The organism is Anaerobacillus sp. QJM3NY_17, assembly GCF_056173665.1.
Window position 1 is genome coordinate 2,359,270 of the sequence record NZ_CM149685.1, and the last position, 22,920, is coordinate 2,382,189.

21 protein-coding genes and 1 pseudogene are annotated in these 22,920 nt (G+C 36.9%); 6 read left to right on the forward strand and 16 right to left on the reverse strand.

What is annotated here, in order from left to right; genetic code table 11:
• The first annotated feature begins 215 nt into the window (after positions 1-215).
• Together AC0VYV_RS12350 and xylE are read left to right on the forward strand one after the other, a co-directional pair.
• Positions 216-836, forward strand: coding sequence for a YesL family protein (locus AC0VYV_RS12350; RefSeq protein ID WP_475373868.1), 621 nt, complete (start codon positions 216-218; stop codon positions 834-836).
• A gap of 188 nt (positions 837-1,024) precedes the next feature.
• Positions 1,025-2,407 (forward strand): D-xylose transporter XylE, encoded by a 1,383-nt coding sequence (gene xylE, locus AC0VYV_RS12355; protein WP_475373869.1) that lies wholly within the window; start codon positions 1,025-1,027, stop codon positions 2,405-2,407.
• Between the two features lie 105 nt (positions 2,408-2,512).
• Here xylE and AC0VYV_RS12360 read toward each other — a convergent pair whose 3' ends face one another.
• The 4 genes from AC0VYV_RS12360 to AC0VYV_RS12375 all read right to left on the reverse strand — a co-directional run bounded on the left by AC0VYV_RS12360 (position 2,513) and on the right by AC0VYV_RS12375 (position 7,872).
• On the reverse strand, positions 2,513-4,624 hold the full coding sequence (locus tag AC0VYV_RS12360; protein WP_475373870.1) for a glycoside hydrolase family 52 protein: 2,112 nt from the start codon (positions 4,622-4,624) through the stop codon (positions 2,513-2,515).
• A 28-nt stretch (positions 4,625-4,652) separates the two neighbouring features.
• Positions 4,653-5,474: a carbohydrate ABC transporter permease gene (locus AC0VYV_RS12365; protein ID WP_475372595.1), complete on the reverse strand. Its 822-nt coding sequence runs from the start codon at positions 5,472-5,474 to the stop codon at positions 4,653-4,655.
• A 13-nt stretch (positions 5,475-5,487) separates the two neighbouring features.
• Positions 5,488-6,366 (reverse strand): carbohydrate ABC transporter permease, encoded by an 879-nt coding sequence (locus AC0VYV_RS12370; RefSeq protein ID WP_475372596.1) that lies wholly within the window; start codon positions 6,364-6,366, stop codon positions 5,488-5,490.
• 204 nt (positions 6,367-6,570) lie between these two features.
• The gene (locus AC0VYV_RS12375) at positions 6,571-7,872 is read right to left on the reverse strand and encodes an extracellular solute-binding protein (protein ID WP_475373871.1); all 1,302 of its coding nucleotides are present in this window, start codon (positions 7,870-7,872) and stop codon (positions 6,571-6,573) included.
• A 138-nt stretch (positions 7,873-8,010) separates the two neighbouring features.
• Here AC0VYV_RS12375 and AC0VYV_RS12380 point away from each other — a divergent pair, with 138 nt between their 5' ends.
• Positions 8,011-9,192 (forward strand): ROK family protein, encoded by a 1,182-nt coding sequence (locus tag AC0VYV_RS12380; protein ID WP_475374890.1) that lies wholly within the window; start codon positions 8,011-8,013, stop codon positions 9,190-9,192.
• A 466-nt stretch (positions 9,193-9,658) separates the two neighbouring features.
• Here the strand turns inward: AC0VYV_RS12380 and AC0VYV_RS12385 are convergent, their stop codons facing one another.
• The 5 genes from AC0VYV_RS12385 to AC0VYV_RS12405 all read right to left on the reverse strand — a co-directional run bounded on the left by AC0VYV_RS12385 (position 9,659) and on the right by AC0VYV_RS12405 (position 14,532).
• Positions 9,659-9,979, reverse strand: a complete 321-nt coding sequence (locus AC0VYV_RS12385) for a hypothetical protein (protein WP_475373872.1) — start codon at positions 9,977-9,979, stop codon at positions 9,659-9,661.
• Positions 9,980-10,606: 627 nt separating this feature from the next.
• Entirely contained in the window at positions 10,607-12,100 is a 1,494-nt protein-coding gene (locus AC0VYV_RS12390) for a peptide MFS transporter (RefSeq protein ID WP_475373873.1), read from the reverse strand.
• Positions 12,101-12,759: 659 nt separating this feature from the next.
• Complete coding sequence (locus tag AC0VYV_RS12395; protein WP_430242953.1) at positions 12,760-12,942, reverse strand: hypothetical protein; 183 nt, start codon at positions 12,940-12,942, stop codon at positions 12,760-12,762.
• A gap of 244 nt (positions 12,943-13,186) precedes the next feature.
• Positions 13,187-13,645, reverse strand: coding sequence for a nucleoside deaminase (locus AC0VYV_RS12400; RefSeq protein ID WP_475373874.1), 459 nt, complete (start codon positions 13,643-13,645; stop codon positions 13,187-13,189).
• A gap of 296 nt (positions 13,646-13,941) precedes the next feature.
• Complete coding sequence (locus AC0VYV_RS12405) at positions 13,942-14,532, reverse strand: hypothetical protein (protein WP_475373875.1); 591 nt, start codon at positions 14,530-14,532, stop codon at positions 13,942-13,944.
• A gap of 790 nt (positions 14,533-15,322) precedes the next feature.
• Between AC0VYV_RS12405 and AC0VYV_RS12410 the strand changes: the two genes are divergently transcribed.
• Positions 15,323-15,772 (forward strand): DUF1569 domain-containing protein, encoded by a 450-nt coding sequence (locus AC0VYV_RS12410; protein WP_475373876.1) that lies wholly within the window; start codon positions 15,323-15,325, stop codon positions 15,770-15,772.
• 221 nt (positions 15,773-15,993) lie between these two features.
• On the opposite strand, the gene ytxJ is transcribed toward AC0VYV_RS12410, so the two are convergent.
• The 7 genes and pseudogenes from ytxJ to AC0VYV_RS12445 all read right to left on the reverse strand — a co-directional run bounded on the left by ytxJ (position 15,994) and on the right by AC0VYV_RS12445 (position 20,300).
• Positions 15,994-16,338: a bacillithiol system redox-active protein YtxJ gene (ytxJ, locus tag AC0VYV_RS12415; protein WP_475373877.1), complete on the reverse strand. Its 345-nt coding sequence runs from the start codon at positions 16,336-16,338 to the stop codon at positions 15,994-15,996.
• Between the two features lie 31 nt (positions 16,339-16,369).
• The gene (locus AC0VYV_RS12420; RefSeq protein WP_475365326.1) at positions 16,370-16,480 is read right to left on the reverse strand and encodes a glycine zipper domain-containing protein; all 111 of its coding nucleotides are present in this window, start codon (positions 16,478-16,480) and stop codon (positions 16,370-16,372) included.
• Between the two features lie 237 nt (positions 16,481-16,717).
• Positions 16,718-17,265: pseudogene (locus AC0VYV_RS12425) on the reverse strand (GNAT family N-acetyltransferase).
• A gap of 134 nt (positions 17,266-17,399) precedes the next feature.
• The gene (locus tag AC0VYV_RS12430; protein ID WP_475373878.1) at positions 17,400-17,660 is read right to left on the reverse strand and encodes a hypothetical protein; all 261 of its coding nucleotides are present in this window, start codon (positions 17,658-17,660) and stop codon (positions 17,400-17,402) included.
• A gap of 789 nt (positions 17,661-18,449) precedes the next feature.
• Entirely contained in the window at positions 18,450-19,061 is a 612-nt protein-coding gene (locus tag AC0VYV_RS12435) for an ABC-2 transporter permease (protein WP_475373879.1), read from the reverse strand.
• Positions 19,042-19,923 carry an ABC transporter ATP-binding protein gene (locus tag AC0VYV_RS12440; protein ID WP_475373880.1) on the reverse strand — a complete coding sequence of 294 codons (882 nt, stop codon included), beginning with the start codon at positions 19,921-19,923 and terminating at the stop codon, positions 19,042-19,044. Before AC0VYV_RS12440 ends, AC0VYV_RS12435 begins: the two co-directional genes overlap by 20 nt.
• On the reverse strand, positions 19,923-20,300 hold the full coding sequence (locus tag AC0VYV_RS12445) for a GntR family transcriptional regulator (protein ID WP_475373881.1): 378 nt from the start codon (positions 20,298-20,300) through the stop codon (positions 19,923-19,925). Before AC0VYV_RS12445 ends, AC0VYV_RS12440 begins: the two co-directional genes overlap by 1 nt.
• 294 nt (positions 20,301-20,594) lie before the next feature.
• Between AC0VYV_RS12445 and istA the strand changes: the two genes are divergently transcribed.
• Positions 20,595-22,133 (forward strand): IS21 family transposase, encoded by a 1,539-nt coding sequence (istA, locus tag AC0VYV_RS12450; RefSeq protein ID WP_475373882.1) that lies wholly within the window; start codon positions 20,595-20,597, stop codon positions 22,131-22,133.
• Positions 22,130-22,885 carry an IS21-like element helper ATPase IstB gene (istB, locus tag AC0VYV_RS12455; protein WP_475373883.1) on the forward strand — a complete coding sequence of 252 codons (756 nt, stop codon included), beginning with the start codon at positions 22,130-22,132 and terminating at the stop codon, positions 22,883-22,885. The genes istA and istB overlap by 4 nt, the downstream gene beginning before the upstream one ends.
• The last annotated feature ends 35 nt before the right edge of the window (positions 22,886-22,920 follow it).

Here is a 22,920-nt window from a genome sequence, read left to right on the forward strand (position 1 = left end):
CCCAAATTAGGAAGTCGTAAATGCTGCTATATTAACTTAGACGACGATATAACATTCATCTATCCTACTCAAATTCATAGAAAATTCATTTCAAACACTACGAGAGCAGTTAACAAATAACGAGGAGTATCAGGCTATTGTGATATACTTTTTTTTAGCTTATAGTATTCTAAACACATAAGCTAATAGCTATGGTTTAAGACGGGGGTATAGAAATGACAAATACATTTAATGCTTTTTATAGTACCTTTGAGTGGATTACGAAACTAGCTCTTCTCAATTTGCTTTGGTTACTATTTTCATTAGGAGGAGGGATTCTACTTGGGATCTTCCCTTCTACGCTTGCTATGTTTGCTGTTATTAGACAATGGTTAAAAGGAAATACACAGTTATCAATCAGTAAATCATTCTGGCATTATTATAAAGCAGATTTTTGGAAAGGAAATATTCTAGGAGCAATTTTATATTTCTTGATTGGCTTTATCTGTCTTGATTTGTTTTACATCAACCACATACATCCAGTTCAATGGACTTATATTCCTTTGTTCGCTTTTATTCTATTGATTGGACTACTATTCTTATACATTTTCCCTACTTTTGTTCATTTCGAAATTAAGCTGAGCACTGTCTTCAAAAATACTTTCTTTATAATGTTGCTTAGCCCCTTAACTACGATAATGATGGTTATTTGTCTAACGTCTATCTATTTTATAATTAAACTACTACCTGCACTAGCGTTTATCTTCGGAGGAAGTGCAACAGCTTTCATTCTTATGTGGCTATCTCTTCATGCATTTTCTAAAGTAACCAGTAAAAACTCGGTTCAACATCTATGAGAACTTACAAACATGCTCCAGTGATTTCTATCATAAATAAAAATAAACCTATAGTTAGTTTATCCACTATACAAACTAAGAAACCTTTGATAAAATGAAAACATTGCAAGCGATTTCATTTGAAGGGAGGAAAGAGTAGATATTCTCTACTCTGTAAAAAAATGGAACTAAGACGAAGCATTTACATTATGTTAATCACCCTTGTTGCAACTTTAGGAGGACTTTTATTCGGTTACGATACGGCAGTAATTTCTGGGGCAGAAGGGTCACTACAGACATACTTCTCAGATCATTTACAGCTAAGCTCGCTGGTTCACGGACTTACTGTATCAAGTGCGTTAATTGGCTGTATCATCGGTGGGGTTTTATCAGGTTACTTTTCCAAAAAGATTGGCAGAAAATATTCTCTTATACTAGCTGCTGTACTCTTTTTACTATCAGCTCTCGGCTCAGCTTATCCCGAATTTTTGTTTTTTGGCTATGGTGATGAGCCGACTTACTCTTTGTTAATTATGTTTAATCTTTATAGAATCATAGGTGGGATCGGGGTTGGATTAGCCTCAGCTGTTTCTCCAATGTACATTGGAGAAATCGCTCCATCTAATATAAGAGGAACGTTAGTATCTCTTAACCAATTCGCTATTATTTTCGGGATGCTCGTCGTCTATTTCGTTAACTGGGGCATCGCTAAGGGGCAACCCCTAGAATGGATGAATGATATAGGCTGGAGGTATATGTTTGCTTCTGAAGCTATCCCGGCTCTATTATTCTTGTTGCTATTGTTTACGGTGCCTAAGACACCAAGGTACCTCGTATCTATCAATAAAAATGAAGAAGCATTTGCTATCCTTTCAAAAATTCATGATCAAACGATGGCTAAGGCAACCCTATATGAGATAAAAAATTCATTTGACACGAATAAAGCAAAACTCTTTGCTTTTGGGAAAACCATCGTATTTGTAGGTATTTTGCTATCTATTTTCCAACAGTTTGTAGGAATAAATGTAGCTCTCTATTATGCACCACGAATATTTGAAAGTATGGGAGCAGCACGAGACGCCTCAATGGTTCAGACGATTATCATGGGATTAGTCAATGTGATCTTTACGATTATCGCCATCTTAACGGTAGACAAATGGGGCAGAAAACCCCTTCTCATTGTCGGCTCAATCGGTATGACAATCGGAATGTTCGGCGTAGCTGGAATGGCTTTCTCTGGCATTATCGGAATTGCCACGTTAGTTTTCATTATTATTTATACAGCTTCCTTTATGATGTCCTGGGGACCGATCGTTTGGGTATTAATTTCAGAAATTTTCCCGAACAAAATCCGAGGACAAGCCGTCGCAATCGCTGTTGCTGCTCAATGGGCGGCTAACTACTTAATCTCTTCTACTTATCCTATGATGATGGAAGTAAGCGGTGGTCTGACATACTCTTTTTATGGAATTATGAGTATTCTATCAGCCATGTTTGTATGGAAGTTTGTTCCTGAAACAAAAGGAAAATCATTAGAAGAATTAGAAATGCTTTTACGAAAAAAAGGTATTAAGGAAAAGAAATTGGCGTAATCTCATGAAAGCTCCTCGCTTCGCGGGGAGCTTGTTCATTGTAATGCTCCCACACTTAGCAAAACAAAAGGACGAAACCTAATCGGTTTCGTCCTTTTGTCAGTATTATTCCTTTTCTTCTAACCATAGAATACTTGTAACTCCTCGGGGATAATATTTACTTCCTGTTATTTCACCAGAGATAATTTGGTCACTCCAGCTCCAAACTGACAATTCTGGATGTGTCAGCCATTTCACATGCGCCGCATCCGCTTTTGCTCCGTTTTCATCAACGTGATGCAATATTTCACGAGCAATAAATTGAGAAAGATACACTTTACTAAGCCAGGAGTTGTTACTAGTAGAGGAAATTTTCCACCCTCCATCATCAAACTTACACACGCCTTCTTTTAGGACCGTATCGAGATGTGTTTTTAAAACCCTAATGTACTCCCCAAATCTTCCTTCTGGATCAAGAGCTTCTTTACAATTCGTATAATATGGAAAGATTAGCCCTTCAATAGCAGGAATAATTCTAGAATCATTATTCTCCCCAATCACAGCAGGGATATAGCCGGAATCCGTCAAATGACTTGCCATCGTATGAGCACTTTTCTCTGCTTGTTTTCCAGCTAATGTAGCCAGCTCTTTTTCCCCTTGATCTGAAAAAATCTTTTCTAGCGCGACATAGGCCGCCCATATTTTCCCTCCAAGGTAAATATTATTTCTAGCCTGCCCTAAGGAAACGTCCAAACTATCATACGTTGTAATTTCTGCTCCGCCCATAACACGACTTGAATCCAGCCCTAGCAATCCGTTGCGCTGAACTGGGTCTGGATGGTCGCGATTTAACATACTCTCGAAACAGCTTTTAAAAATAGTTAAGTTGTCTAATAACCATTGTTCGTCATGGGTTTGTTCAATATAAACTGACGCAGTGAGTACCCAGTTAACCAGCTGCTCCCCTGTCATATGAGAGAAACATCCATCAATCCCATACACTTCATAAGAAGAGTAGTGTGGACGACTAATCGTATTCGCTACGCCCATATCATGAGTGAAACTGATTCCACCTGGATACAGTTCTTCTTCATTTGGAAAACGAACTTGATCTTCATAACTGAATCTATCAATGAACATATCCAATTCATTCTTCACTGTCCAAGGATTCATTTTCATCTCAAAAAACAACTGATCCACTGTTAAATCAAATGTATTCATCATGCGATATTCGCCTTCATTAACTACCCAGAAAGGCTTCCCTTCATGTTCAAGTAATTGAGTATTTCCATAATAACTACGGACCGCATGGGCCATCATGAACTTCTGATCGTTCGATAAATTTGCTTCACTAATCATCGCATTGCTTTGCAGTGCCCGTTGTTTCAGCTCATCAAAGTTTCCAATGGCGAAGTTTGCTACGCTTTCTATGTTTGAAAAGTATTTTGTGTAGAAATAAGAAGTATCCATACCAGCTGTCACAATTCCACCTCGATAGAAGCAGATGGCAAATTGATACGTCGCTTTTTCCCCTGGTGGAACATCAGCAATAAGCGTACCTACTGGTCCGAGACCAAACGTCCAATTTTCCTCGAAAGGAGTAGTTAGGATATTTTCCATACTAAAGTGCATAGCTGACTTCGTTTCAGCCTTCTTACTTGCTATAGCCGTTATTCTTCCTTCACCGATACCTGCCAATTCTTCTGCCGTATCATCCAATCGCCGCATCGAAGAATAGGGGTCGCTCCCTTCGTATCCAAAAAAGGCTCGACGCTTTCTCTCTCCCTTTGTATTATCGATGGTTAATTCTGCTAGAACTGCTGGGACAAGCGTTCGTTTCAATTCCTCTTCGCTTGCTGTTTCTGGATTCTCTACTGTATGAACCTGTGAATACACCGTAAATGTTAAATCACCTGCTTTCCAGGTATCCGTACATAGTTGAAAATCTCGTTCAACTTGGTCTTTGGGAAAGGAATGAATGATGTTAGGATTGTCTGGGTTAGGATCCGGGTTCTCAATATCATACCGCTTACTCTCATCGTCATTCGCATCAAAGAATGGAAGAGCATCATAATGACCTTCTTGCTTCAGTGATTCCAGTCCAACGTATATGTTCTTCCTCGGTGAACGCCCTAGTTCTAAATCGAGTCCACCTCCATTACCCCCATAACCTAATGTAAAACTTGAAAAAGCACCGATCGGTGAATGATGAGCATTATAAAAATTGTTTTCTGGCATAACTATCCCTCTCTTTTCCTATAATAAGCTATCCTTTAACTGCACTAGATGATATTCCTTCTACAACCTTGTTACTGAAAAAAATAAATGCAATTAAAATCGGTAACACACTAATGATCAAAGTAGCTCCGATTGCCCCCCAATCCGTCATGTACTGACCAATGAAATTCTGAATACCAACCGTTAACGTCTTGTACTTATCTGAGCTAATAAACGTGTTAACAAATACAAACTCATTCCAGTTATAGATCATATTAATAATTACGGTTGTAGACATAACTGGAATCGTCATTGGCAAAATAATTCTAAAAAACAATCGATGAATGGAACAACCGTCAATAATCGCTGCTTCTTCAATCTCACGGGGCAACGTATAATAGAATCCTAGTAAAATCATCATTGTGATCGGTAAGTTATATGCCGTATAAGTGACAACAATAGACAATGGATTATCTATCAAATTCACATTTAAAAACATATTAAACAACGGAATGAGAGCTGAATGAATCGGGATCATCAAACCAATCATAAACAACCCCAGTACTAGTTTACTTAATTTCCAATTCAGCCTCGTAATCGCGAAAGTAGCCATACTGGCTAATAGTACTGTTAATAGGATGGCTACCGCTGTAATCCATACACTATTGAAGAAATATAGGCCAACCCCTCCATCCCAAACCTTCTGGTAGTTTTCCCAATTAAACTTGCTGGGAAAGGAAAAAGGAGATCCCGAAAAAATCTCTTGATTATCTTTCAGAGAGAATAAGAACAACCAAATGATTGGATATATTTGAAATAAACCTAATATACCTAAGCAGAGATAGAGCAAGACATAACCTATACGATTCATAAAAGAAGCCCTCCTAGTACTGGATATTTTCATCCGATTCCGTCAGTTTACGAATGATGAGTGTCACGATCAACGTTATTAGAAGAAGCATAAAACCTACCGCGCTTCCATAGCCAAACTCATAATTTGAAAATGCTAGCTTATACATATAGGAAGCCATAACTTCACTAGCCCCGTTCGGCCCTCCGCCAGTCATAACGTAAATGAGATCAAAATATTTTAAAGAACCTACAATGGCAAGTACGACAGTCACTTTTACGACGCCCATAATAAGTGGAAGTTTTATTTTATAAGCGATTTGCAGAGCAGATGCCCCATCAATCCTTGCAGCTTCAATAATCGAATCTGGAATATTCTTGAGCGCAGCATAATAGATCAATATGTAAAACCCTGCATACTGCCATAGAATTGGGATGAAAATGGCGTATAATACAAGTGAAGGCTCCGCTAACCACGAAGGCGGATTATCAATTCCAATCCCTATAAGAATACTATTCAGAATACCATTATTAGGATTGTAGACTTTAATCCATAGCTGTGCGATTGCAACAGAAGATAAAAGCATAGGGATCAAATAAATTTTCCTCAATAAATCGGCACCTTTTATCTTCGATACGAGGATAAGAGAAATGGCCAGATAGATAATCAAACTGAGTGTTGAAAACAATGCAAGGAGAAAAGAATGTAGAGCACTATCCCAAAACTTATCATCCTGAATAACATTAATATAATTATCCATTCCAATAAATTTCATCGCACTTATACCATCCCAATCCATTAACCCATAATAACCACTCAATAGTAACGGAATGAAGATGAGGATCCCTATTAATAACAGAGATGGTAGAACGTATAACGCAATGACAAACTTATTCGACATAACTTTATTCATAACCACAACTCCATACTGTTCAGATTAGAAAATGCTACCTACTCGCTAGAGAGGACGACCACATTATTTTTAATGAAAAAATTAATATGTTTAAACAAAATACAAAGTAAATTTGAGACGCCTCTTTATTAACTATTTTTGTTATTAGAAAGGAAAGAAACTGGCCTCACTTACAATAGAGGCCAGCTATACTTTTATTTCCCATTACTCAGAATCTGAGAGTGCTTTCTCGTGCAACTTCGCAAACTCTTTCGGTGTAATTTCTCCGCCGAAAAGCGCCTGAATGGCATCAAGGTGAATCTGGGCCACCTCTGGCTTCATTTGCACATCCGCGAACAAAGTGATATTACTAGATTCATTTAATTCATTCAGTACATCGTTGTACATATCTGGAAGCTCTAGATTTTCACTATTCACTTTTGTTGCAGGGATTACGCCCGCTTCTTCTACAGACTTCTCTCCCCACTTCTCTACGAAGAATTTAACAAATTCCTTCGATTCCTCTTTAACATCTGAATTTTCCGCTACAAAAAGCCCAACACCTGGACCACCAACGAAACTATTCTCATCACCACTACCTTCAACTGTTGGAAATTTAAAGAAATCAACTGAATCTCTAAACTTCTGAGGAACATCTTCATTCGTCGTGTAGTTTGGTAGATCCCAAGTTGCAATTAAATACATAGCAGCTTGTCCGTTCATAAACATACTTTTGGCTTCTTCATCTGACAGGCCATTAAACCCCTTCTCAAACGCTCCCATGTCTACAAGGTTTTGAACCTTTTCTGCTGCTGACACTAAGGCCGGGTCTTCAAAAGTGCCAGAACGATCAATAGCTTTAATTAACATGTCTGATCCACCAATTCGATCTGCAAGATACATGTACCACAATGAACCAGTCCATCTATCTTTATTTCCTAGTGCGATTGGTTCCACATTATTTTCATTCAATGTTTTTACTACGTTTTTTAATTCTTCATACGTTTTAGGCGCCTTAAGACCATACTTCTCAAAAATCGCTTTGTTATAGAAGACAGTTGCAATATTTAATTCAAGTGGAAGTCCGTACGTCTTTCCATCAATCCCATATGCCTCAGTTGTACCTGAGACAAATTGATCTTTTAATCCATCATCCAGAACATCATCTAGCGGTGTAAACATCTCACCATCCACATAAGGTTCCAAAAATCCTGCCGCCCAAGTCATTCCTACATCGGGTAGCTGTTCTGACGTAGATAATACTTTTAACTTATCTTTATATTGTTCATTACTAAGCACCTCAAGGTTAACGTTCACATCCGGGTTTTCTTTTTCAAAATCCGAAATGATTTCGCTTACAATTCTATTGTGATCTTTAGAACTCCCTTCAGGCCAAAGGTGCATGAAATCAATCGTTTTCGTATCACCACTCGATTCTTCATTACTACTTGAAGAAGCACAACCTGTAGCTAGTAAGACCGTGAATATAACCATCACAAAAAATGTAACCGCTTTCTTATAACCCATCTAAAATCCCCCTCATAATTAATAAACCGCTTTCCGTAAATTCAGAATAGCAAATGTATTTATGTTTGTCTACTGGATAAACTAAGTTTATGTTAGAATACTGGTAAGAAGTTAATCGAAAAGGGGAACAAAATGAAAATGACACTAAACCACACTTGGAATCAACACGTTGTAAAAAGAGGGAATAAATCGATCGTACTACAAGTAATAAAAGACAATACTCCGATTTCACGAGCGGATATAGCGAAAATGACCGGGCTTAATAAAAGTACTGTTTCCTCTCTTGTCAGCGAGCTCCTTCTCGAAGAATTGATATATGAATCTGGCCCTGGAGAGTCGAGTGGTGGCAGAAGACCCGTTATGCTTCTGTTCAACGAGCTTGCCGGTTTTTCAATTGGAATTGATCTAGGTGTAAACTACATGTTAGGCATCTTAACAGATTTAAATGGCAACATTGTCAAAGAGGAAAAGTTGAATTTCTATGATTTAACATATAAAAAAATTGAGTCTCAACTCATTGCCATGGTCAAGAGTCTTTCAATGAACACTCCTTCATGCAAATATGGTGTAATAGGAATTGGAATTGGCGTACCAGGAATTGTGAATAAAGACGGCGAAATTTTATTAGCTCCAAACCTGGGGTGGAAGAACATTAGGTTAAAAACCATTATTGAAGATGAGTTTGCCATTCCTGTTATCATCGAAAATGAAGCAAATGCTGGAGCATATGGCGAAAAGAAATTCGGAGTTGGTCAGGCATTTGATAATATTGTATATGTTAGTGCTGGAATTGGAATTGGCGTTGGTTTACTATTGAACGGTAAACTTTATCAGGGTCATGAGGGTTTTTCAGGAGAGATGGGCCACATGACAATTGATGTGAATGGCCTCGAATGTCGCTGCGGGAATAAGGGGTGCTGGGAATTATATGCTTCCGAGAATACTTTGCTTAAAAAAGCTAAAGAATTAAAGTTAAACCCACACAAAGGAAAAGAACTTTGTTTAGATGCATTAATTAAACTGGCTAATACGGATCAGCGTTCTGCTGATTTGTTTGAAGAAATAGGAACTTACCTTGGAATCGGCATTAACAATATCATAAATATATTCAATCCGGAACAAGTTATCATAGGAAATCGTCTCGCTTCAGCCAAAAAATGGCTAAAAAAACCAATAAACAAACATATCAAGGATCATACACAAAGATTTCAACAAAAAGGACTTAGGATTGATTTTTCTGAGCATTCAACTCATTCTTCTGCCCTAGGCGTAGTAGCCTTTACAGTTGAAAACTTTCTTCAGATCGATTTAGTTAATTAAAAGAGAGCACCGCTTTACTTGCTACCTAGTATGTTACTTATCGGAAAAGAGAAACAGTCAATAGTTGTTCTTTTTTCCGATTTTTAACGGATAATCAATTCGATAAATACATGCATGTGAGTGCTATTATCATAACAAATATTCAAACATTTTAGCTCTTCTATTGTCATTTGATCTCCCGCTCAATAAAACTCACCTTTAATCGCCTAATGTAAACGTTATATGAACTTTCCTCTCTTGAGTAAACAGTATTTACATCACCCTTCCCCATTCTTACAAATGCAAGTGATTCTTCCCCATACATTTCAATTATTCTTTCATCAAAAAGAATCTGATCATTCGACTACATCGACAGCTTGCAATCTTCTCACCGTTCATCCCCCTTGCTGACGTTTCTTTTACAATCCTTTTAAATCGGTGATGTTAAAAAACCGCTGACTGTAGAATAATTATTACACTCCTAAAGTTAATTAAATAACAAAATGATAAGTAGAATGATAGTTAAAATTAACAAACAAAAGATGGTATTCCTCAGAATTTGATTCTTTTTTTGCCTTTCTTCCTTTACTGGTGAACCGTAAAAATGAGGAAAAAACAGAATAATAATCCATTGTGGTATCGATACTCCAAGCATTAATGGCAACTCAGCTTTTAACCGAAACGGCTCGCCTTCAATCAGTGTAATAATATAAATAACAATTCCTACTACAACAGGGCAGAGTATGATGTAAATCAACTTTTGCAACTTGGATTTTAATATAGATTTTTCATTGTGGTATTCTCCCATAACTCCCCTCCCATTGCCTTAGTTTTCTCTTCTCAACCACAAACTAATTGCCACTTAACACGGACTTGTCTATGAACTTTATTCCAGATAACTCCGAGTTTACGGAACATCGTTATGTGTTAACGGTGTTTTCAACTATTGGTTTGTATCCGTAGGACAGAAGACATTACTCCTATGAGGCAAGATGAAAAACAGTGAAAGATCCGGAATTATTCCAAGATACGGTAGAATTGTACATTCCGGAGCTACAGCGATCATGGTTAATAAGGTAACCTTATCTAGTCTTACGGTATTCAAATATAATCCTCTTAAAGCAAATCAATACTTTTATTAGCGTCTTATTATTTAACGCTATTTCAATCTTACTGAACGTTGGATTAATACCAATTATTTCAAAAGAATCCGCATAACTCAATCTTTAATTCCAGTTAAAAGGAGCCTATCTTTTTAAAGATAATCGTAGAAGAAGTCGTAAAAGAACATGTGAATGGGATTTTTTCTAATTGTTAGATTAGAACTCCGTTATATAGCGGAATTCTTTTCTACTTTACTGGCATTGAAGAAGCCACTCCATTCCCCCTTCAAGTATATAAAAACCCTCTGAAAACATTCAGAGGGTTAAATCAATTATTTTACACCTTTCATCAATTTCTGGATCTTAGGTGAAAGTAGGAATAGTGCAATACTCAATATGATTGCCATACCTCCGATTGCCCCGAAGTACAGCGTTTCTGTTTCTGGTTTATAGAAACGAACAAGTTGTGCATTCAATGCTTGTGCGGCAGCTGAAGCTAAGAACCATAGACTCATAGTTTGAGCAGAGAAAGCTTCTGGAGCTAATTTAGTTGTGGCAGAAAGACCTACTGGTGATAAGCATAGCTCACCAAGCACAACGATAAAATAGCTAAGCACAAGCCATAATGGACTTACTAGTGAATCCTCTCCTCCCAAATATACAGGCAGTAGTATCACTAAGAATGATAAACCAGCAAACAATAGACCAAATGAAAACTTCTTCGGAATCGATGGTTGACGATTGCCAAGTTTCACCCACATCCAAGCAAATACTGGAGCTAATAGAATGATAAATAACGGGTTTAACGATTGGAACCAAGCTGGGGATATACTGATTCCCATGAATTCCAGTTCAGTTCGTTTATCTGCGTAAACTGCAAGGATGGTTGAACCCTGTTCTTGAATTGCCCAGAACATAACAGCTGCAATAAATAATGGAATGTAAGCGATGACTCTGGAACGTTCAGTTTGCGTTGTTTTCGGACTATAGTACATCACGATAAAGTAAATGGTTGGAACGACGATACCGAAGATACCTACTAAATTAATAAATACGTTTAATGTAAATAAGCCAGCAGGAATCGTAATACCTAAAATAATAGTAAGACCAACCACAACTAACCCTGCGATTAATCCATATTTCTTCTTCTCAGATGGCGCAAGCGGGTTTGGAACATAAGTACCAGCTAGACCAAGATTCTTTTTCTTAGTTAACATGAATACAACAAGACCTACGAACATACCGACAGCTGCAACCGCAAATCCCCAATGGAATCCTTTTGTTTCCATAAGCTTACCAACGATTAGCGGGGCAATGAATGCACCAAGGTTGATACCCATATAGAAAATACTGAAAGCTGCATCGCGGCGCGTGTCATTTTCGCTGTACATTTCTCCAACGACAGTTGAAACATTCGGTTTTAATAGTCCTGTTCCCACTACGATCAATACCATGGAAACAAAGAACATGGCTAAACTTCCTGGAAATGATAATGCAATATGACCAAACATGATGAATATCCCACCGTAGAAGACGGCTTTCGAAGTTCCGAATATCCTATCTGCCAACCACCCTCCGATTACTCCGGACATATATACAAGTGAACCATAAATCGACATGATTGCTAAAGCTGTGTTTTGCTCTAGACCCAGACCGCCTTTTGAAACCTCATAGTACATGTAGAATACAAGGATGGCACGCATTCCGTAATAGGAAAAGCGCTCCCAAAATTCTGTGAAGAATAAAGTGAATAATCCCTTCGGATGTCCAAAGAAACCTTTTTGAGGGACGCTATCCACAATTTTCTGTTTATTCAATGATGACATGTTACTACCTCCCTTATTCCTTTACTATAATATTTTAATATTTTAATAAAGTCAAAAATAGTTTGAAACCCTTTAATATAAACAAAAACATTTTTTGTTTTTCAAATATTAAGTTATTTTAAGATAATTAAAAATTTATTAAGGTACTGTAATAAATATAAAAATAAGCCCGCCATCCAATTTGAACGGCAGACTTATTCTCATTTTCATTACTTTATTATGTTTAAAAACACATGATAACATTTCAATCTCTTGATCTAGGTTTGTCACGTTAACATTTGACTCGTTTAAAATTTTTTTAGGGATGGTGCAGATACTTCCTCTCCAGTTACCATTGCTTGATCATTATGTGAATGAATTAACGCTGTTTTTCATGATTGCTCATCGAGCGATACAAGTATGAGTATGCGGATACCAACATCATCCATTTTATTTATCATAAATATTCCTTGTTCCTTCTCATAAAATCATCAGGTTTTAAAACAACTTTTACATGATCACATATATAGTAGAAAGTATCCTTATCACCAGAAAGAGAGGTTAATGTTTTCTTTAAGTTGATCTGATATGAAAAAAAATGTTGAGCATACGATTAATGAAGATCGGTCTTCAACCTCTACTGTGCTCCTTTATGACAGCATTTTTCCGAATTAACGGAACTAAAACGACAGACTTTGAAAAAGAGTAAGGGTTATAACTAATGTAGATAAAGAACCAGCAGACAGTAATGTTATCATTTTCCACCAGTTTATTTCCTTTGAAGGTTTTACAGCCTCTTTAGACACCGTAACCCATATAGCCATAGATACTATAACTAAGATAAAAATAACTTCTTTAGACATATTTGAGACCTCCATAATTTTTCTTAAGTAAACTTTCCTGGGTATTAATTCCAATTATTTCAAATCAGGAAGCATAACTCAATCTTTATTTCAGATAAATGGAGCTTATCTTAATACAAGTAAGCTCCGAGTTTATTGGAAACTATGATACTACTTTACAATCCTCTCTTCTAATTCGCTCTCTTGCTGCTAAAAAAACCAGACAAAAGATTTTTTGCCTGGGGTTACTTACTATCATACTGTTTTATCCAAACGTGTATCCATCAAATACCTTCAAACCTTCGTCATTCAATACTTGTTCTACCACTGAAGGTTTAAGTGGGCTTTTAGTAAATACATCTTTACAGGAAATCATTATGTTGTCACCTGCTATTTGTGCTAATTGATCGTGTGTAACGCTATATACTAATTTACCTAGATTTGACCAAACCATTGCACCTGAACACATTACACAAGGCTCGCAGCTAGTGTACAGGGTGTATTCCTCCAAATCAAATAGCTGATTCTCTGAACAAAAATCTCTGATTAGACCTATTTCTGCATGGTAGGTAGGATCTGAGTGGGTATGTACTTTATTCTCAGCAGCTTTTACAATTTCATTGCCTTTAACCAGGATTGCACCAAAAGGTTCGTTTCCTTCTGCTCTTGATTTTGAAGCTTGTTGGATAGCTATTTTCATGTAATATTCATCGTTGTACGTCATAGAAGCTCTCCATTCCCTGTTGAATTATCCCTCATTATAAAGGAAGTACATCTCACTTGCCATCCTTCTCTAAACAAACGCCTCAAATCTCCCATGTCATAAATGAATGAAAGAAATTCCGATGAATTACTATCAATTGGTAGGCTAGTATCCCAAGTCTTAACCTTATCTCCAATAACAAATTGACTACCTGTATATTCGTTGAAGATTGTATTATTTGTGTACTACAAATCTATTTATAGATAAGCTCCGATTTTACTGGAAAATTTGAATTCAAGATATCCTCAGATTTTGAGCTAAGCCACCTGTAGTTTAAGAATTTTTTTTACTTCATTCTCAACGACCTTGAATACCTTAGAGTATATTCCTTTTACATTATCTCGTTGAACTTCACTGTTTTTAATTGGGTATGCAAGTTTCCAACCACGATAGCCTTTTTCTTCTCCCTCATACAAAATTCCTGATATAAAATTTTGCGTACCATTAATCCTTTCCGCTTCTTCTTCATAAGACACGGGATTTTCTAAATCTTGAAAAGGTATAGTATTTGCTCGCGAGCCTACAAAGAAGAATGGAATGTTTTTACTCTTATACATTTCTACATATTTTGATTTTGAAGCATCAGATAAATGGTCTTCCATAATGAATACTGCATCATACTTTCTTAAGTTTGAATGATGTAACTCACTTAGAGATAATTCATTAAAATTTATCTGTTCCTCTCTAACATTAGGTTGTTCACCAACAACTGCAATCTTTAACAGCACGCCATCATATGGCTCTTCTTTTACATTATTCGTTTGACAAGCACTCAAAAGAAATAACATCAATGTTAAAATAGTTAAAAGTAATTTTTTTGATTTTATAATAACTACCCATCCTCTCATCTTCTACACACCAACATATCATTTTGACTTTACTGAACTCTACTGTCCAATTTGTTTGAGAACTTCAGAATCCATATACACCTCCCATTAACTGACCTTTTACTAGCTAAAACAAAATAGAGCGTAATCCTTTTAGATTAACGCTCCTATATAATAGAAGAGTGTTTATGTATTTATTTCTTCAAGAACGCTCTAATAATATAAATAACAGCTATGATAGGTATTACCGTAACAAAAATCAACATTATAGAAGCAGCACCCATATCCATATAATCCCCTATTTCATTACCATTTAAATGATTGAGAATTTACTAAATTAAATGTAACAAGCACTAGCCTATCCGTTAGCTAAAGAAAAATCACAAAACATAAAGATATAATTGCTGCTATCTTTGCGTCCTTCCTGACTGTGGTTCTTATTGTGGGTACCCATCTTATATTTCCAGACAGGCTAATCAATCTTGCAATCAAAAACAAAATGAGAAAATACATAAAAAATAAACCAATCATAAAATCACCCTTACTGCATTGTAGATAAAATTAATTCAAACGGCTCCGTGAGCACAATAAGTGATACCAAAATTTTAGCTATCGCTTCGATTTAACGGAACAATAGATTAATTTCCATATTCTTGAGTTTCCCGCTAATCTGAAGACTTGATTCCAAGGTATATCTTGAAGCAGATTTTAAATTAAAGCACCCGTTAGTTTAAAGGATTAACAACGGTGACGGTGAACTCTATAATAATTAATGGGATTTTTTAGTTTTAAAAACTAAAGGAGGATTCTAATGAAAAATATTTTCGAGATCAAGCATACAGATGAAATATTAATTCGTATCGATAACTTAAATGTAAATTCACAACCAATATGGGGTCAAATGGATGTTTCTCAAATGTTAGCTCATTGCTCATCTTTCCAAGATATCGCATTGGGAGATTCTTTCCCTAAAAGAGGTTTGTTAGGAATATTAGTAGGTAGATTTGCAAAACCCATCTTTTATAATGACAAACCTTTGGAGCACAATATGCCGACTATTCCAACCATTTTAATTACATCTAAAAGAGATTTTGAAGTTGAAAGAGAAAAACTAAAACAAAAAATAATAACATTTCAAAAGAATGGACCAGAGTCCTGTACAGATCATCCACATCCTTTTTTCGGAAAACTTTCTTCCCACCAATGGGGAAAAGGTATCTACAAGCATCTTGACCACCATTTAAAACAATTTGGAGTTTAGTAGCAGGAGTTTAAATATACCGGACTATCTTAAACTATTCTGCTTTGCCAATAGCCCTGATATTCCTTATGCTTAATAAAAAAGAGCTAGGACTCTATTGATCAATCGCTACGATACAATGGAAGGCTTGATTTTAAGGCCTTTTGTTAAAATCATTGTCTTAGAGTTAACGTGCACCTCTAATCTGCTTTAACTTTTAAAAAACTCCTTGCACCCGAGTATTAACAAATTGCTTTCTGTATACGTTTTTTTGTAATCTTCCAATGAGATGTATGCCAAATAATTTGTTGTTTATCTATGAGTAGTAGTTGTGGTGATTTGTGAGGTATGTTTGTAACCTTTGCAATCTCATTAGAAATTCTTCTGCTTTCAACAACCTTTACCATATAACAGTCCACTATTCCTCCCCCTACCTTTTGGAAGTTCCTCAAGTGTTTGAAGGCTCTAGAACTAATCATACAAGATGTGCTATGTTTAAAGACTAATACCGGCGAATGCATCGATTGTCTCCACAGATCCCACCAATCTTCAAGAGATGTCAATTCATGAATAGAGTTCATTTTCATTCCTCCAAAAAGTTAATCATTCCTACTAGTTCTATCGATTACTCCTATTATCAATCATGGAACCAAGGACCAAACCTAATAGGATACCCAACATAAGACTAATCGCTAGTTGATTCACAGCTATCCCTATGCTGGTGCCCATGATAAACCAAGAGCAATTCCTAACCCACGGTACTTTGATTTCGTTTTCACATTATTCTCCCTACAGCTTTATTCATTGAACTAAAAGCTACATTACATTAGATACGATTTCATGCTGGAAACGTTTCAAAAATTTGTTCCGTCATAAAAATTAAGTGATAGCCGCTTTACAGCTATCGCTCCGAGATTAATTAAGGCGCAGTATCAAGATACCTTCCTTAAAACCATTACGGTTCTATTACTTGATAAGATCTCTTTTAATAATTGAATACATATATAAATCATCAAACTTACCAAGAGTATATTCATAGCTCCTGAGTAAACCTTCTTTTGTAAAACCTAGTTTGCTAACCAATCTATGGGATTGAATATTAGTAGGCTCTATTAAAGCCTCTATCCGTTCTAAATGGTAGTGATTAAATCCATACTTAATAATAGTTTCTAGCGCTTCTGAGGCAATGCCTTTCCCCAATAATTTTTATTTAATTCAAATCCAACTTCAGCTTTATAATGTTTGGGCTGCATATTTAAATACCCGCAACTACCTATAACCTTACCTGAGTCTTTTAAAGTAACGCCCCACCTAATGCCTGTTCCTTCTTTTATTATTGAATGATACCAGTCGATTTCATCCATTACTTATTCAACACTTTGGGCAGGCGGTAACCCCATATGTTTTACGACTTCTTCATCGGACAAATAGTGATACATATCCAAAGCATCCTCTGCGACTACCTCTCTTAGTACTAATCTATCTGTTTCAATTATTGGATTGTGTTTTTCCATTCATGTTCCTTCCCTTAACATTGTTTTTCTATTTTCATGTTTAGCTTACAGATATAAAGAGGATACGAATCTATGTATCGATCTTCAGCTCTTGCTCCGAGATTGTGGAAGAATTAGGCTCAAAAGCTTTTTTATTAGTGTTTCCCCTCAGTTATGTTATTCACAATATTACTAGTAAACATCAGAATAAAAAAACTAAACAGCATAAGAGTGTTAGATACAACTAACCAATAGTTTTTAATCAGCGCCGCAGCTACGATACCAACTGGAGCTATAATAAATGTTATTAGCCAAAAAGGGCTAGCAACTTGAAATAATATATTTGGAATCCAAACACTCACACTTAAAATCAGACTAGATATAGCCAATACCTTAAAAAAATTTTCTTTGTCCATAAAACCCCACCTATCTTTATATCTAAACTGAATCTTGCATTTACCTGCCAGTTAGTAAAAAACAATCCACTCTATTAGACAAATGCTCCGAGATTACAGAACAACATACTCAACCGTTATTCATATTCCTAGCCTCTAAATATAAAGTTTAATAGAAATTAAATCAATATCCGCATAATTAACGAACCCAAATTTTACTCTATTACTTATGTAGGTAATTTCGTAAATTTAGACTTATAAATCTATAACTGAATTCGATTTAAATCATATGTTTTTTTGAATTTGAGTATCTAGGAACCAGAAATATTCCTACCATAAACATTACAAAGGAAAGTCCACGTATAACATCATAATAGTCATTTGTTCTAAGAAAAGAAATGTTTATAATCATTACAATCGCCCCTAATATAACCATAGATATTCCTAGTCCTTGCCTCACCATTAATACTCACCCCATTTTATTCGGTAAACTTCACTGCAAACGTATCTCATTTACTAAAACATCTAGTATCCTAGTCTCCCAGATAACTACTCAAATCTCTAATACCAATTATTTCAAATTATTATTCATAACTCAATCTTTAATTATAAATAAAAAGAGCCTATCTTATTACAGATAAGCTCCGATTTAATCGAACAACATAGATTTAAAGTGAGTTTATATCAAAAAACAAGTCCGATGATGGTGAGAAGTAAATTCTTTAGGATTCACTGATGCTAGTGGTTTAGTTGACTTCCTGGTGATGCCAACATTCAACGCCTCCCCTTCTCCTCCTAGTGATTAAACCACTAAAACACTTTACGCTGATAGATGCGAATAGAGAGAAGACAGGAGAAGCCATATAAAACTACAACATAGATTCCTATCCCTATAAATAAGGACGGGCTTGATGTTGTTAGGATAAGGTGAACGACCTGCCTAATCCGATCATGTAAATTCGGAATTACGAAATTAATTGTAAGTAAATACAGACCAAATAATCCAATAAAGCCCACGTAAAGATATTGGGTTTTAAATTGATAACTAAACGGTAATAGAAAAGAGGCTGTTGTGAGAACAATAGTGAACATGAGCAGATAGTCCTTCCATAAGGTGAACTCACCGTGAAAAACAAGTTTTCCAACTAATAACGCCAGCGCCACCATACATGTAAACAATACGAAGACCACATATTTCGAACCAACGATTTGTTTCCTAGTGTACGGTAAAGAGTTTAGAAACATATGTATGTTCGATTTCTCATCCAAAGAGATAGCACTCATAAAGATCGAGAGGCAGAATATAAGTCCTGGATAGATAATTGAAGAAACCCCAAGAGCTGAATATCCACATAACATTAGCATAAGAAGCGCCAACACGTTCTTTTGCATCACAATATCTTTACGAACTAAGTTGACCATGTGATGGTTCCCCCTTCTTCGTAAAAAACATAATATCTTCAAGCGTCGGTTTTTCAATAAGGACCGTTTCCCCGAACATCTCTTCCACCTCGCATTTATGATCGGTTAAAGCCACAAACCCAAATGAAGATTTCTGAATGGCTACAAATTCTCGTTCAGTTTCCTGATCAAGTAGCTCAATCCCGCCTTTGACAATGGCATATTCTTCGCTGATTTCATTAAGATCCTTCGTAAAGATATGCTCACCGTTGTGAATAAAGGTAATATAATCCGCAATCGTATCTAAATCTGTTGTGATATGAGTGGAGAAGAAAATCGTCTTTTCTCCATCCAACATCAGTTGTTGCAGAATCTCAAGCAGCTCTCTTCTGAAAATCGGGTCGAGTCCTGATGTAGGCTCATCCATTATTATGAGCTCTGCATGATGGGATAAAGCAATGGCTAAAGAAGTTTTCATCATCATGCCTTTAGAAAAAGTCTTGATCGGTTTTTTAAGTGGAAGTTGAAAGGTTTTTACATACTTATAAAACAGATCATCATCCCACATATTGTACGCCCTTTTAACTATACCCTTCATTTGAGCTAAAGTAAGTTGTTCATAGAAGACGTTTTCATCGTAAACAAAACCGATTCGCTGTTTAATTTCTTTCTCTCGTTCCTTATAAGATGAACCAAACACAGATACATTCCCACTATCTGGCTCGAGTAAGTTCATCATCATCTTAATCGTAGTGGACTTCCCAACCCCGTTTCCACCGATAAATCCATGCACAAACCCTTTTTTAACGGTCAGCGAAAAATCCTTCAGTGTAAATCCATCAAATGATTTTGTCACATTGTTCAGTTCTACCACAGGTTCCATTATTCTTCCTCCCTGTACAAAATAGTAAGCAATTCCTGTAACTCAGTAAGTGGAAGACCAATATCTTTGCTGTTTTGTACCGCTGCTGATAGCTGCTCTTCAATCCCTCTCATCTTACCTTCCTTAATCATCTCGTCATTTTGATCCGACACAAATGAACCTCTTCCTACTACAGAAAAAATAAAACCTTCCTTCTCAAGCTCTTCATAGGCCCGTTTAGTCGTAATTAGACTAACGTTCAACTCTTTTGCCAACTGTCGCATTGATGGTAGCAAATATCCCACCTTAACTTCATTAGAGAGAATCTGATTTTTGATTTGGTTGTAGATTTGTACATACATGGATTGTTTCTCTCGATTTGAAAGTATAATTTTCATTCCAGAACCTTCCTTAAATTGTATACAAGTCATTATATACAATATATACAATATATACAATGATTTCAAGTAAAAAGAATTGTTAGGTAAGAGTGTATTTTTACAATTAGTGTAAAATGAATATTGCATAATAAATGAGCCACTTATGCGCAAAATTAAACCACCAATTGCGGAAGATTGAGCCACCGTATGCGTAATATAGAGCCAAAAACATATTTTCACGATAAATACCTCCGGTATACTTAAGTAACATGCTTAAAAAGCATGACACTTGTGTAGAAGGAGGATTTTTTTATGGTTAATTATCGGAAGATTCTGGGGATGGAGTTCGATGGTATAAGCCAGAGGACCATCAGTTCCAGCACCGGCCACTCGCGAAATACTATTGCTGAAGTTATCCAGCGGGCTAAAGAAAGAGGGTTAAGGGAGTTAGAGGATTCCATGAATAATCAGTGGCTTGGGACTTACTTGTTCCCTGAGAAACAAGCGATTGAAAAGGGATACTGCCCCGTTGATTTTGAGTGGGTTCACAAAGAACTTCAAAAGAAAAATGTCACCCTGACGCTTCTGCATAACGAATATGCCAGTGCAGCTAGAGAAGATGGAAAAGTCCCTTATGCCTATCGAACATTTGCTGAAAAATATGGGAACTTCGCAAAGAAGCATAAGCTAACCATGCCAATCAGAAGAAAGCCAGGCGAGATCTTAGAGGTGGACTGGGCAGGAACGACGCTTAAGATCATAGATAATTCGACCGGCGAGGTTATACCAGCGTATGTATTCATTGCAACCCTTCCCTATAGTCAGTTGAGTTATGTAGAGGCATTTCTTGATATGAAATCAACTTCCTGGCTGCGTGCACATATTCATGCATTCGAATATTTTGGAGGCGTTACCGAGGCTTTGGTACCTGATAATTTGAAGACGGGCGTGACTAAGCCCCATCGGGGCGATCCAATGATCAATGAAGCTTACCGGGAATTAGCCGATTACTACCGGGCGGTTGTGGTGCCCAGTCGCGTCAGAAAGCCGAAAGACAAAGCGAGTGTAGAAGGAACTGTCGGATACATATCAAGGCAGATCATTGCATCACTACGAAACTATCAGTGTTTTCATCTAGAGGATTTAAATGCACGAATCTTTGAAAAGCTGGAAGAAATCAATACGATGAATTTCCAAAAGCGCGAGGGTTCTAGGTCCAAAGTGTTTGAAGAAGAGGAGAAGAGCCACCTTCATCCTCTACCTCCAACACGGTTCAAGATGACGGAATGGGCGACTGCCAAAGTTCAACCGAACTACCACGTTCAAGTGGACTATAAGTTCTATTCCGTCCCCTATGAATACGTCCGCGAGGATGTCGATGTCCGAATCACTGCGGATGTAATTGAATTGTACTTTAAAGATGTGCGGATTGCATCCCATCCACGTAAACAAAAAACAGAAGATTCATATGCCACAAATCCGGATCACATGCCAGACCACCATCGGCTTTATCTCGATCACAATCCAGAAAACAACCGGAAATGGGCAAGGACTGTCGGACCGAATACGGAACGACTAGTTGAACATATCTTGAAAACAAATATCGAAAAGAAAGCTTTGAATATATTGAACGGGTTGAGAAGTACAGCCTCTAAAAGAACGGAATCTGAGCTTGAGGAAGCGACCAAGACCTTACTGGAGATATCCTCCCATCCCACTGTTGCCGTTCTTAAAAGTATCTTGGAGAGGCAGAAGAAAAAGCAAGTGAACAAACAGCTAGTTGGAGAACCGCAAACAGAGGACTATGGTTTTACCAGAGGCGCTAACTATTTTGGGAGGGATAAAAAATGATTAACCAAGAAACCTTACGAAAGTTAATGGACATGAAGATGAGTGGAATGGCGGAGTTATATCAACTACAGAATGAAAATAAAGACTTCCAAGGCATGGATTTTGATGATCGTTTTAACTTATTGGTGGATACAGAATATGATCGCAGAAGATCGAATAAGCTGGACCGATTGATTAAACAAGCCACATTTGATGACTCGAGCGCAACCGTTGAACTGATCGAATATCACGCTGACCGTAAGTTGGATAAGCAGTTAATTTTAGAGCTGGCGTCCGGCACCTATCTTCAGAAGCATCATAATATTATCCTTATGGGCGCTTCAGGCAATGGAAAGACATGGATATCAAATGCTTTCGGCATTCAGGCCTGCCGGCAGTTCTACAAGGTGAAATATATCCGATTGCCCGAATTATTGGATGAACTCGCAGTTGCCAAACATGAGGCAGATGGAAGTTTTCGCAAACTGATTAAAAAGTACAGATCGATTGATTTATTGATATTGGATGAATGGCTCCTGAGTGAGCTGTCTCAAGATCAAGTACTCCACGTTTTAGAAATTATCGACCCGAGGCTCAAGCGGACTTCTACCATCTTTTGTTCCCAGTTCTCACCCGAAGGGTGGCATTCCAAACTCGGACAAGCCCAGGTAGCTGATGCGATTCTTGACCGGATTGTCCATGACTCTTATAAAATAATAATCGATGGCCACATATCAATGCGTGAAAGGCATAGTTTAGTCGCTCCTCGTTGACCATATTAAAGAAGAGAGTCACTAGTGAAATTTAC

Bases quoted from the DNA above. Each gene is read 5' to 3' on its own strand.
- xylE (WP_475373869.1), top strand. From the start codon at position 1,025: ATGTTAATCACCCTTGTTGCAACTTTAGGAGGACTTTTATTCGGTTAC.
- AC0VYV_RS12435 (WP_475373879.1), bottom strand. From the start codon at position 19,061: ATGGTCAACTTAGTTCGTAAAGATATTGTGATGCAAAAGAACGTGTTG.
- AC0VYV_RS12410 (WP_475373876.1), top strand. From the start codon at position 15,323: ATGAAAAATATTTTCGAGATCAAGCATACAGATGAAATATTAATTCGT.
- istA (WP_475373882.1), top strand. From the start codon at position 20,595: ATGGTTAATTATCGGAAGATTCTGGGGATGGAGTTCGATGGTATAAGC.
- AC0VYV_RS12380 (WP_475374890.1), top strand. From the start codon at position 8,011: ATGACACTAAACCACACTTGGAATCAACACGTTGTAAAAAGAGGGAAT.
- AC0VYV_RS12365 (WP_475372595.1), bottom strand. From the start codon at position 5,474: ATGAATCGTATAGGTTATGTCTTGCTCTATCTCTGCTTAGGTATATTA.
- AC0VYV_RS12440 (WP_475373880.1), bottom strand. From the start codon at position 19,923: ATGGAACCTGTGGTAGAACTGAACAATGTGACAAAATCATTTGATGGA.
- AC0VYV_RS12370 (WP_475372596.1), bottom strand. From the start codon at position 6,366: ATGAATAAAGTTATGTCGAATAAGTTTGTCATTGCGTTATACGTTCTA.
- AC0VYV_RS12390 (WP_475373873.1), bottom strand. From the start codon at position 12,100: ATGTCATCATTGAATAAACAGAAAATTGTGGATAGCGTCCCTCAAAAA.
- AC0VYV_RS12430 (WP_475373878.1), bottom strand. From the start codon at position 17,660: ATGGACAAAGAAAATTTTTTTAAGGTATTGGCTATATCTAGTCTGATT.
- AC0VYV_RS12395 (WP_430242953.1), bottom strand. From the start codon at position 12,942: ATGTCTAAAGAAGTTATTTTTATCTTAGTTATAGTATCTATGGCTATA.
- AC0VYV_RS12400 (WP_475373874.1), bottom strand. From the start codon at position 13,645: ATGACGTACAACGATGAATATTACATGAAAATAGCTATCCAACAAGCT.
- AC0VYV_RS12375 (WP_475373871.1), bottom strand. From the start codon at position 7,872: ATGGGTTATAAGAAAGCGGTTACATTTTTTGTGATGGTTATATTCACG.
- istB (WP_475373883.1), top strand. From the start codon at position 22,130: ATGATTAACCAAGAAACCTTACGAAAGTTAATGGACATGAAGATGAGT.
- AC0VYV_RS12385 (WP_475373872.1), bottom strand. From the start codon at position 9,979: ATGGGAGAATACCACAATGAAAAATCTATATTAAAATCCAAGTTGCAA.
- AC0VYV_RS12405 (WP_475373875.1), bottom strand. From the start codon at position 14,532: ATGAGAGGATGGGTAGTTATTATAAAATCAAAAAAATTACTTTTAACT.
- AC0VYV_RS12445 (WP_475373881.1), bottom strand. From the start codon at position 20,300: ATGAAAATTATACTTTCAAATCGAGAGAAACAATCCATGTATGTACAA.
- AC0VYV_RS12420 (WP_475365326.1), bottom strand. From the start codon at position 16,480: ATGGGCACCAGCATAGGGATAGCTGTGAATCAACTAGCGATTAGTCTT.
- AC0VYV_RS12360 (WP_475373870.1), bottom strand. From the start codon at position 4,624: ATGCCAGAAAACAATTTTTATAATGCTCATCATTCACCGATCGGTGCT.
- AC0VYV_RS12350 (WP_475373868.1), top strand. From the start codon at position 216: ATGACAAATACATTTAATGCTTTTTATAGTACCTTTGAGTGGATTACG.
- ytxJ (WP_475373877.1), bottom strand. From the start codon at position 16,338: ATGAAAATGAACTCTATTCATGAATTGACATCTCTTGAAGATTGGTGG.